General features: G+C 54.1%; 6 protein-coding genes and 6 pseudogenes. 6 read left to right on the forward strand and 6 right to left on the reverse strand.

Going from position 1 to position 9,284, the window contains the following annotated elements; all coding sequences use genetic code 11:
• A pseudogene (locus C489_RS21690) lies at nucleotides 1–95 on the forward strand (IS6 family transposase); the annotation flags it as partial.
• A 67-nt stretch (nucleotides 96–162) separates the two neighbouring features.
• Here the strand turns inward: C489_RS21690 and mntA are convergent.
• The 3 genes from mntA to C489_RS23090 form a co-directional block, all read right to left on the reverse strand.
• Nucleotides 163–642, reverse strand: a complete 480-nt coding sequence (mntA, locus tag C489_RS18030; protein WP_006432785.1) for a type VII toxin-antitoxin system MntA family adenylyltransferase antitoxin — start codon at nucleotides 640–642, stop codon at nucleotides 163–165.
• Between the two features lie 740 nt (nucleotides 643–1,382).
• Nucleotides 1,383–2,252: a thermonuclease family protein gene (locus C489_RS18035; RefSeq protein WP_006432786.1), complete on the reverse strand. Its 870-nt coding sequence runs from the start codon at nucleotides 2,250–2,252 to the stop codon at nucleotides 1,383–1,385.
• Nucleotides 2,253–2,523: 271 nt separating this feature from the next.
• Nucleotides 2,524–2,811, reverse strand: coding sequence for a HalOD1 output domain-containing protein (locus tag C489_RS23090; RefSeq protein ID WP_239642074.1), 288 nt, complete (start codon nucleotides 2,809–2,811; stop codon nucleotides 2,524–2,526).
• Between C489_RS23090 and C489_RS22695 the strand changes: the two are divergent.
• Nucleotides 2,746–2,892: pseudogene (locus C489_RS22695) on the forward strand (MarR family transcriptional regulator); the annotation flags it as partial. The gene C489_RS23090 and the pseudogene C489_RS22695 overlap by 66 nt on opposite strands.
• Before the next feature lie 478 nt (nucleotides 2,893–3,370).
• Here the strand turns inward: C489_RS22695 and C489_RS18045 are convergent.
• Nucleotides 3,371–3,733: a hypothetical protein gene (locus C489_RS18045; protein ID WP_006432790.1), complete on the reverse strand. Its 363-nt coding sequence runs from the start codon at nucleotides 3,731–3,733 to the stop codon at nucleotides 3,371–3,373.
• 5 nt (nucleotides 3,734–3,738) lie between these two features.
• Between C489_RS18045 and C489_RS23095 the strand changes: the two are divergent.
• Nucleotides 3,739–3,900, forward strand: a pseudogene (locus C489_RS23095) (IS6 family transposase); the annotation flags it as partial.
• A 107-nt stretch (nucleotides 3,901–4,007) separates the two neighbouring features.
• Nucleotides 4,008–4,453, forward strand: a pseudogene (locus C489_RS23100) (IS6 family transposase); the annotation flags it as partial.
• Nucleotides 4,454–4,476: 23 nt separating this feature from the next.
• Here the strand turns inward: C489_RS23100 and C489_RS18055 are convergent.
• Nucleotides 4,477–6,462: an ATP-binding protein gene (locus C489_RS18055; protein ID WP_006432792.1), complete on the reverse strand. Its 1,986-nt coding sequence runs from the start codon at nucleotides 6,460–6,462 to the stop codon at nucleotides 4,477–4,479.
• Nucleotides 6,463–6,516: 54 nt separating this feature from the next.
• On the opposite strand from C489_RS18055, the pseudogene C489_RS18060 reads away from it, so the two are divergent.
• Nucleotides 6,517–7,368 (forward strand): annotated as a pseudogene (locus C489_RS18060) (IS5 family transposase).
• A gap of 67 nt (nucleotides 7,369–7,435) precedes the next feature.
• Here the strand turns inward: C489_RS18060 and C489_RS18065 are convergent.
• The gene (locus C489_RS18065; RefSeq protein WP_204366753.1) at nucleotides 7,436–8,890 is read right to left on the reverse strand and encodes an ATPase domain-containing protein; all 1,455 of its coding nucleotides are present in this window, start codon (nucleotides 8,888–8,890) and stop codon (nucleotides 7,436–7,438) included.
• A gap of 150 nt (nucleotides 8,891–9,040) precedes the next feature.
• Here C489_RS18065 and C489_RS18070 point away from each other — a divergent pair.
• Nucleotides 9,041–9,284, forward strand: a pseudogene (locus C489_RS18070) (ISNCY family transposase); the annotation flags it as partial.

Here is a 9,284-nt window from a genome sequence, read left to right on the forward strand (position 1 = left end):
CCTCTTCGTTTTCAAACTCCTTCAGCAATGCGTACGCGGAAACAGCTGACGAGTGGCTCAGATCGTTCGCCTTTGCGTGGAATCAGCTTATCTGAACACGATGAGTCTCGAGGATAGTGAGGGTCCTATTGAGACAGTCAGAAGGAAACATCTCGTCCGTCATCAATCTCGAGTCTCGCTATCAGCGGCCGTGATAGCGGAACTGCTGAGATGTTCATCGATTCTCGCGAGTACCGAATCGAACCGTTCACGTGGTGATTGGTCGGAAGACTTGGTTGTTCGTCGTTGGCTCCGGATAGCAGCCACGTCCTCTGGTTCACCGACAAGGAGAACGGCCTGAGTGAAGATGCTCTCGGCAAATCTTGGTGACGCCGTCTGGAGATCAACCAGATCGATATCATCAGTCTCGAGTGCGGTACTGAGGGCAGCACTCAAGCCGAAAAAGACATCATTGTAGGCTGGGTCATCAGGGCGAACCGTCTCAAGCACAACTGCGATGTCGAGATCACTCCCAGCATGCGTCTTTCCCTGGGCGTGAGACCCAAACAGAATTGCCAACTGCACCGAATGCTCTTGGAGGACCTCCTGAAGGGTCTCGAGAGGAACGGATTCATCGAGAATAGTATCCTCACTGGTCCTCATTATCGGAAAAGACGTCTTGTTTCACATAAGCACTCGTGAAATACCCAACCTTAGTCCCGTAGTTCCAGAGGCAAGCTGATCATTCACTACACCAATGTATGCTCCCTAATCGACTAGTATTCCTGATGCGCCACATCTCGCGCAGTCGATCGGTGATCCAGTCGAACCAAGCGTCGCTGGAATCGGATCATGTCGACACTCCTCGAGCGGTTCATCTAACCATACAATGCCGTGGTCATCTGTCTGGTTGGTTGCAGCCATCGTTGAACTCCTCATCTCCGGGAGTCGATAAACCCGTCAGAGTGCGTTGGAACGGACTTCAATTCTCATCCCCGACGAACCGCTGTACACGGCCCCAGATCGAGTCTCCTTCACTAGCACCAGCCTCATCCATCTCGGGGGACGAAGCCTGATCACGATGCTCGAGTACCACCTGACAGTCTCAGAGTGATTCGTTGATCGTTTCGAGTTCGTGGACGGTCGGTCAATGGACGAGACGCGCCCGCGTTCGCATGGTCGCCTGTGTACCACTATGCATGCGAGTGCGGTTTGGGTGGGTGTCCGAGCGCGGATATCCTGGGTAGTTTGAGAGAGCACATCACTCTCGGCATCCGAAAATCGAACAGTTCCGGAGACAGCAACCGCAAGCATGTCGAGGGCTTTCATCGCTCGTTACCGAGTGTGGCGTCACCACCTGACCCGCCGGCAAGACCGCTGAAAAATGAGCTGCTACGCTCGGTTTAGTACGTGAGTTGGTCGACGGTCGTCCCGGCAGCCGTCTGTATCGTCGCCTTGTCACCGTCGTCGTTCCAGATCTCGGTCCCATAGCCCATGTAGCGGTCGTCGGCGTCGTTGGTCCCACTACCAGTATGAACGTATACCGAATCACCGGCGCTGAGCGTGAAATCCGCGAACATGTGGCTATAACCCGCCTCGTCGGCGAGCGTGAACCCGTCGAGGTCGACCGAACTACTGCCGGTGTTGGTGATCTTCACACGCTCGTCGTTGAGGGAGCTCGCTTCTGCGTTGACCCAATCGATAGTGAGCGCGCTTGCGTCCCTACCCGACGACCCGTCATCGCTAGAGCCATCGTCGTTCGGTGACCGACACGACCAGGCGTTTCGCTCGGCGGACTGAGCCGCCGATTCCGCGCTGTAGAACGAATCGCTCTGGGAGAACGTACTGTCGTAGACCCGGGCGTGGCCCTGCTCCACGAGATCGTAGTTGAAGTTCGAACCGTCGACCTGTACGTACGCGAGCAGACGGCCGTAGTCACCGCGTCGGTCCGCTTGACTGTCGAACTGTAGCGTGACCGTTTGGCCAGCGAGTTGGTCAGTTGCGTACGCACTCGCGCTCTCACCCGCGGTTTGCAGGCACTCACGGCCCGCTTGCGTGTCCGGCACGCCCTCGAATTCGCTGGGCGAGACTGACCCGTACGTTTCCGGTGTGTCGACACCCAGCAGTCGAACGGTATCGGTCGAGCCATTCTGATATTCGATGTCAATTGTGTCACCGTCGACGACGTTCGTCACCGTCACCGTCGCCGACTCGCTGATCGAGGTCGTCGTCTCGACTGACGGCGCCGTGATCGCCCCCGCCGAGGCTGTCATTCCAGTTGCAACGAGCGCTACGATCATGACCGCTGTCAGGAGTTTCTGTCGAACCACACTCACAGACCTAATTAGAATTTAGATTAAGTTATATAATATTTATATTTAGTAGTATATAAAATCATTTCAGAGTGTTTCCTAAGTCGAAACGAGACTGTCTCCATCGACGGGTCGACCTACTACGCACCGATGGTCGTCCTATTCGTGTGGTCGCGGGACGTCCAGCGGTCGAGGTCCTTCAACGATGATCTCCGATGTTGCCCCAGTCTGGCTACTGCTCTGTAGAATTTGCCTCGTCATCGATCAGGATGTCGACGCTCTCGGGAGTCACCGAGAGTCGGATTCCTTCACCCGTGAACTGTACTTCCACGTTTCCACTTGACGAATTCAAGATCTGCTCGAGCACATCGACATCGACGGCGTCGTATAGTTGGTAATCGTTCCGATCTAGCCCACATGCTTCGAGGGTCTCGATGATGTCGATGACCGCGTTCTGGAGCATCTTGCTGAAGCCGGTCCTGATACGCCGAAGAACATGGCAGACAGCGACCGCGTGCAGTTTTTCCGGCGACACATCAACGCCCGCTGCAAGATACTCGTCACGTACGGACTTCTCGTCCATCTCGGCAACGGCGTCTACGGGCCGGCGAATAACCGGTCGCCAGTCACGGACCTCCGCAGACGGTTCCCTAAAAACGGGCGGGCTCACTCGTCTTCGAGTGCCGCGTAGATCTCTGCGTGGCGGCATCGGTCAATTCCTCCATCTCGAGAAAGATATTGCGCCGTTCAGCGTCGCTCTCGGCCGCCTGATACCACTCGTACAGCTGGCGGACCTCGTTGTCGACTGACTCTGCAAGAGTATTTGATATCATCTCTTGTGCAGCGTCCCAGTAAGAGTGTCTGCGAGCAGTTACCGGTCACGCAGACGATCTCGAGCAGCCGCAAATTGAACAGGATCCGTGTCGCCAGTCGCAGCCATCTCGTTCGCCGACTGGAGCTGGGAGTCAATAAGGCGATTCTGCTGGCGTGACCACTCACTATCATCGTGCGTCCGAACGTACTTGGCCCAGCGCTTGATCATCGCACGCCGTTGTTCTGTGTTCCGGCGTTGATCGTCCTCAAACGCTTTTGAGTTCAGCATAGTAGTCTTCAACTCCAAGCTCTTTGACGTACGTTTCGAGCTGCTCCGTGTTAAATCGTTCCTCGAAAGTTAGGTGCAGGTGAAGTGCATCCTCGAAATCCTTCCCGCTGAGGCTGTCTGCAGCTTGCGCAAGCCGGAGTTTGTACGCGATTTGAAGTTCGAGCGGACTGATATCGATTTGTCCCTTATCGAATGTAACCGTGAGGGGGTTCGAGAGTGCCTCGCGTTCCACGTCGTTTGAGACGAACCACGTCTCGAAGTTCGGGTACATCTCATCTTCCTCGGCAATCCGGATTCGGCTGCCCTGCTTCAACATCGAATACATCTCATCAAGCGGCATCGCCAACGGCGACGCCCGTCAGGGCGTTCGTCGTCCGTCTGCACGCGACTGGATGTTCGCTTCGAGAGGTACAAGCGATTCTTCGCTCACTTGGCGTTGAACGCTCTCACCAAGCAATCTGGCACTGGGTACATCGGCTGGCTAACAGCGTGCCGGACCCGCCGACGTCCACGAGAGCAAAGCTCTCGTGCGGCCTCTTGGAGCGCAAAGCGCTCCAATGGTCGGCGAATCGCAGATTCGCCTCGACATCAGAACGCGAAGCGTTCTGAGGATGGCGAGGCCGTCGCGGGTCGCGGTTGATGAAACCGCTGTCAAGATCAACGGCGATGGTCTTGGATGTACGCTGCAATAGATCTCGAGACAAAACTCATTCTCGATATCGAACTTTTTGGACGACGAGGCACGGATCCAGCTGCTGCGTTTCTGCATGGACTCACCGAGAAACACGATCTCACCGACGCTGAGTTTCTCGTCGATGGTGCTGGCTATCTGACTGCCCTCTCTCGATTAGGATTAAGCGGTCACCTCGACTACGTTGATCGAAACCACATCGAAACGTGGTTTCATACGCTCAAAATGCGGATTGACCGCTTCCATAACTCCTGGGTCGGCAGTCGGGTGAGCGTCAGAGAGTGGCTTGAACAGTTCGTACACTACTATAACACACAGCGACCGCACCAGTCACTCAACGGACAGACGCCAGCGGAGGTGCTAAACTAGACGGTGCCGGTCTAACCGTTATTTCATCCTCCACAATTCTTGTTGTTATTTTGTCGTTTGGTCACATCTCTCCCGATGAAGAGATGTTGCCCAGGAATGATATCGGCTGTTGCCGTATGCTTATGGATTTGCTCATTACCATCAGCATCAATGATAGTCAACGTTTCCGGAACATCTCCTGTCTGAAGAAATTCCTTCCATCTAGCATCGTAATCAAGGCCATCAGGGAGGAAATCACGAAATGGCCGGCCGATCAATTCCTGTTGCTCTACCTTCAAGAGGGCTCCCGCCGTAGGATTTGCTTCGAGGATCTGGCCCTCATCGTTGAGAATAATCATCAGATCGTTCGCCTGTTCGAAGGTAACTTGGTACTTGTCAAATGTTTTCGTGAATTCTGTGAGTTGCTGTTGGACGCCGGCTGTGGGATTGTGTGGGATCGAGACCGTTATCGTCGTCCCGTTATCAGTAATGTCAGAGGATATTGTTCCATCGTGACTGTCGGTAATCCAATAGGCCAACCACAACCCTAATCCGGACCCATGGGCGAGGGACGTTTCGACTCCTTCTTGCAACACCTTCGCTTCTTGCTCGGGAAGTCCCGGCCCGTCATCATGGATTCGAATTTCGACGGCATTTGGAACGGCTTCGATTTCAACGGTGACAGTGGGTTGGTCGCCGCTGTGCTTGACGGCATTCTCGACGAGTTCTTCGAGAGCACGGTCGAAGGTCTGTAATACACTCACACAGATCTCGTCATCGTACTCGACTGAAATCGAGGCATCGGGGTATTCCTGGGCGAGTGGCTCAACGAGGTTCTCGATGAACGACCCCATCTCGGTGTTCCGCCGGTCTGCGTTAGTGGAGACGATTGCTTCTAGCTGTCGTGCTTTCTCGGTCAGATCGATGAGGCCATCGATAGAGTTGAGGGCCGTCTCGACAGTATCGTCATCATCCGCTTGATCTGCTAATATCTCAACGTAACCCCGAATGACGGAAATGTCATTGCGGAGATTATGTCGGAGCACTCGATTCAATACTTTCGAGAGATTCGTTTGATTCGTGAGTCGGGATGCGAGAATGTCACGATCAAGTTCACGTTCGAGCAAGCGAGTGAGATGTTCTGCAAACCGTGTCTCGGTCTCGCTAAACGGTTCTGAGCGAGGCTTTTTCCCAACAAAACAGACCGTCCCGTATGGTTCCTCGTCGATAATAAGAGGTGTGCCAAGATAGGTGTGGTCGCCACTCGATTTGAAGGCAGGATCGTTGCCCCAGCCCTGTTCAAGGGCATCGTGGATCGGGAGAGGATCATCACCTTTGATGGTTTTTCGACAATATGCCTTGCTGAGATCGTTCTCAATGTCCTCAATAGTTTCTCCGTCAGTTATGTTGGCCGTAATGGATGCTTCTAAATAACCCGTTTCCTCATCGATCCGATTGAGAATGCCCACATCAGTATCGAGATACCGAGCGCCGAGCTCTATCGCCTCGCGGGCTTTCTGGTCGAACGGAACGTTCTTTCGAATGATTTGGTGAAGCTGCTCTTTCGCTTCACGATATCGACGTCCGCTCGTGTATGCCTGTAACGACTGCTCTCGGAGCCGGAGAAGCGTTCGTACCCGCCACTCCAATTCCCCTTGGTTAACGGGGAGACTCGTTATTTCATCGACTGGAGCCAGAATATCCGCATTCATGGAATTCTCCAGGTCAAATCCACTTCGCTCGCTAGCGGACTCCGGAACTAACAACAGGGACGGAATAAGAACTGGTTGAGCTTCTTCTTTCACGCGGGCGAGCTCTGTTTGATGCTGATGGAGAGCCCCTTCATCGAGAATGCAGACATCGAACTCGACCGCTTCCATATCTTCCTCAAAGGGCACGTACTCGAAGGATTCATGGGTCTCTACCCATCGGCTAAGCAGGTTGCGGTTTCCCTCGTTCGAAATGAGGGGGAGTACTCGTGGAGCCGTTTCGCTGGTATCCTCGAACAGGGCGGTTGTCGTATCACTCATAATGGGCGTGTTTAGACGCTAGTAAGAGCGGCCAAATGTCTAACTTACTAGGAGGTGAAGCGGGAAAATCCGGTTGTGTCATCCAATCTCGCTCGCTTCACTGATCGGTTGTATCGCTTGCTCAAAAAGCCGTCGTCGGCGAGCCGGATCCAGCGTTCGAAGACGGTGACGGCGGCTACGCAGATTGGGTGATTGTGGCAATCCACGGTTTCCGCGAATACTTAGATCACACGTATCGGCGGCTGCTGGACGTGCTTCACGAGATGACGGAATTGTCGCTAAACTCGGTCTAGCGGTGTCTAAACTGCCTGGTTTTACCACCGTGTGTACGCCAAGCAGAATCTCGAAATGCGGATCTGGCGCGTTCTCCTGCGGTTGTCGGCGGAGTTGCACGATTTCGGCTATGTTCAGGCGATCGACGCAACCGGCATGGATCGGATAGGTGCCAGCCAACACTACGCAAAACGGACGAACTACACGTTCGAGGCGGTGAAAACGACTCTTCTGAGTGACTGCAAGACTGGTTCGACCCTCGACATACATTGCTCGATGAAACAACCGCACGATTCCAAGATTGGCTGGCAGATGGTCAAACGCAATCTCGACAAACTGAACATTCTCACCGCTTACAAAGGCTATGACTGGTGGCTCCTTCGCAAAAGACTGCGTGCAGAAGGCGTTAAACCAGTTATCAAGCACCCCGAATGCGGCTGGCATGGGATCGCCAACAATCTATTGCGGGATGATACGATCTCCCATCAACGCTCGAACGCCGAATCCACATTTTTCGCGCTGCGCCGCAAATACGGCGAGATTGTTCGTGCGCGAACCTGGTTTGGTCAATTCCGCGAACTCGTTCTGAAATGCGCTGTCCGAAACATCGAACTCAGCGTCAGCCACTCATGACCGCGAAATCACGCGTCTAAACAATGCCCTAGTCTGCTCTAGGCGAACCTCCTCTGTTGGTCGGTATTTATTCGCCATCGCCGGACGGGTCGTCGTTTCGATGATCTTTCAGCGTTGGCGTCCCGGTAAGGATGCCCTGCATGTTCTTCAGGGGGTCACCAACTCGAATGCCGTACTCCGTGATTTCGAACTGTCGGAGACTGCGCTCGAAATCGCCCGTCCGCATTTTCAACACGCCGATGACTTTGCCGAGGTCGCTTTCCATTTCCACGTATCGAAGGTACAAAATGTTGTCCGCGAGGTTGCTTACCGACTCTTCGGTGACGCGGAACTCTCCGGTGATGTTACTGACTTCGTTCGTGATGATGGTCGAGACACCCGTTGCTCGAAGATATCGGACGATTCGAAGCAACACCTCTTCGGGATCCGTCGTGTACCCCCGAAGGTTCTGTTTGAAGCCCTGGAGGCCATCGATCAAGACGATACGCACCCCATCATCTTCGACGGCGGTCTTGAGACCCGATGTGAACTCGTTTGGGGTATACTCGCCCGGGGCGATTTCCTCGATGGAGAGTGTCCCCTGTTCAAGCATCGATTGAATGGGGAGATTGATGGAGCGAGAACGTTGTCGAATCGTTCTCGGAGACTCCTCGAAGGAATACATCACGCTCTGCTCGCCACGCCCGGCGGCCTCTTTGATGAACTGTAACGCGGTGGTAGTTTTGCCTGCCCCGGTGGGCCCACTGACAAACGTCACGGTCCCGGCATCGATGCCGCCCTTGAGAAGTTCGTCCACTTCGGGGATACCAGAGGAGAGTATCTTCGGTGCATCCGCGGATTGTTCGGGGTCCCACGTCCCCGGTTGGAGTTTCGGGAAGACGGTTACTCCGTCGTCGGTGATTTCGTAGGAATGGATTCCACGTTGGTAGGATGAGCCACGGAATTTCGAGATGTACAGCGTCGATCCTTCGATATCGGTTTCCAGGTTAATGACCGTGTCTGTGAGGAACTGCAGGTCGTCGTCCGACAAGGAGTCGGACGCCTGTGACGTGAATATCACCGTTGCGTTGTTGCCTCGGAGGAAATCGAGAAAACCCAAGATCTGTTTTCGGAACTGCCGGTCGTCAGAAGTTAGATAGCGAAATTCGGTGATCGGGTCGAGCAGTACTCGGTCTGGTTCGAGGTCTTCGACGGTACTGCGGAGTTTCTCGATAAACGATGGTTGTTCGACTTCAGCATTCGAAAATACGGAATAGATCTCGCCTTCGTCGAAGTCCTCGTGTGACGGTGCAAGGTCGAGGAAGTGAATCCCGTCCGGATTGAGATTGAAGTGTTCGACGGTCTCTTTGACGTAATTGCCCGGTTCTCCCAGATTGATGTACAGTGACGTTTCGCCGTTGTCGACGCCGTCGGAGAGAAAATGCAAGCCAAAAATAGTTTTTCCCGCACCTGGTGGTCCCCGAATCAGGGTGTTATGGTTTTTTCTCAACCCGCCACTAAGGACTTCGTCCAACCCTTTCATGCCAGTTGAAATCCTAGGATATATCATATGTCCAATAATATTGCAAACGTCTTAAAGATGTTCATTAGAGAGAATGGCTCCTATCCGATGAAACGAATGACGGCATACGCACTGATTCCGTGAATACGCTCGGCCCCTTAGACGCGACCATTGTCGTTCCGCGAGATGGTGGACGGCACGCTCAAAACCCACCCCCGCGAACAACAAGTCCGCCATAACCGCTCGGTCACGTTAGAGGACCTCGTCACTGAAGTGCCCGTCTCGTGCCTCCGCTTCTACGACGAGTACGACCACGACCAGGGTCGCCCGAAACCCTGGGATGCTGTCTTCCGCGCGCACATCCTCCGATGCGTCAAAGGCTGGAAGAACGCGACCGCGCTCCATCGCTACCTGA

The sequence above is a fragment of the Natrinema versiforme JCM 10478 genome (assembly GCF_000337195.1).
In the GTDB taxonomy this organism is placed as follows: domain Archaea; phylum Halobacteriota; class Halobacteria; order Halobacteriales; family Natrialbaceae; genus Natrinema; species Natrinema versiforme.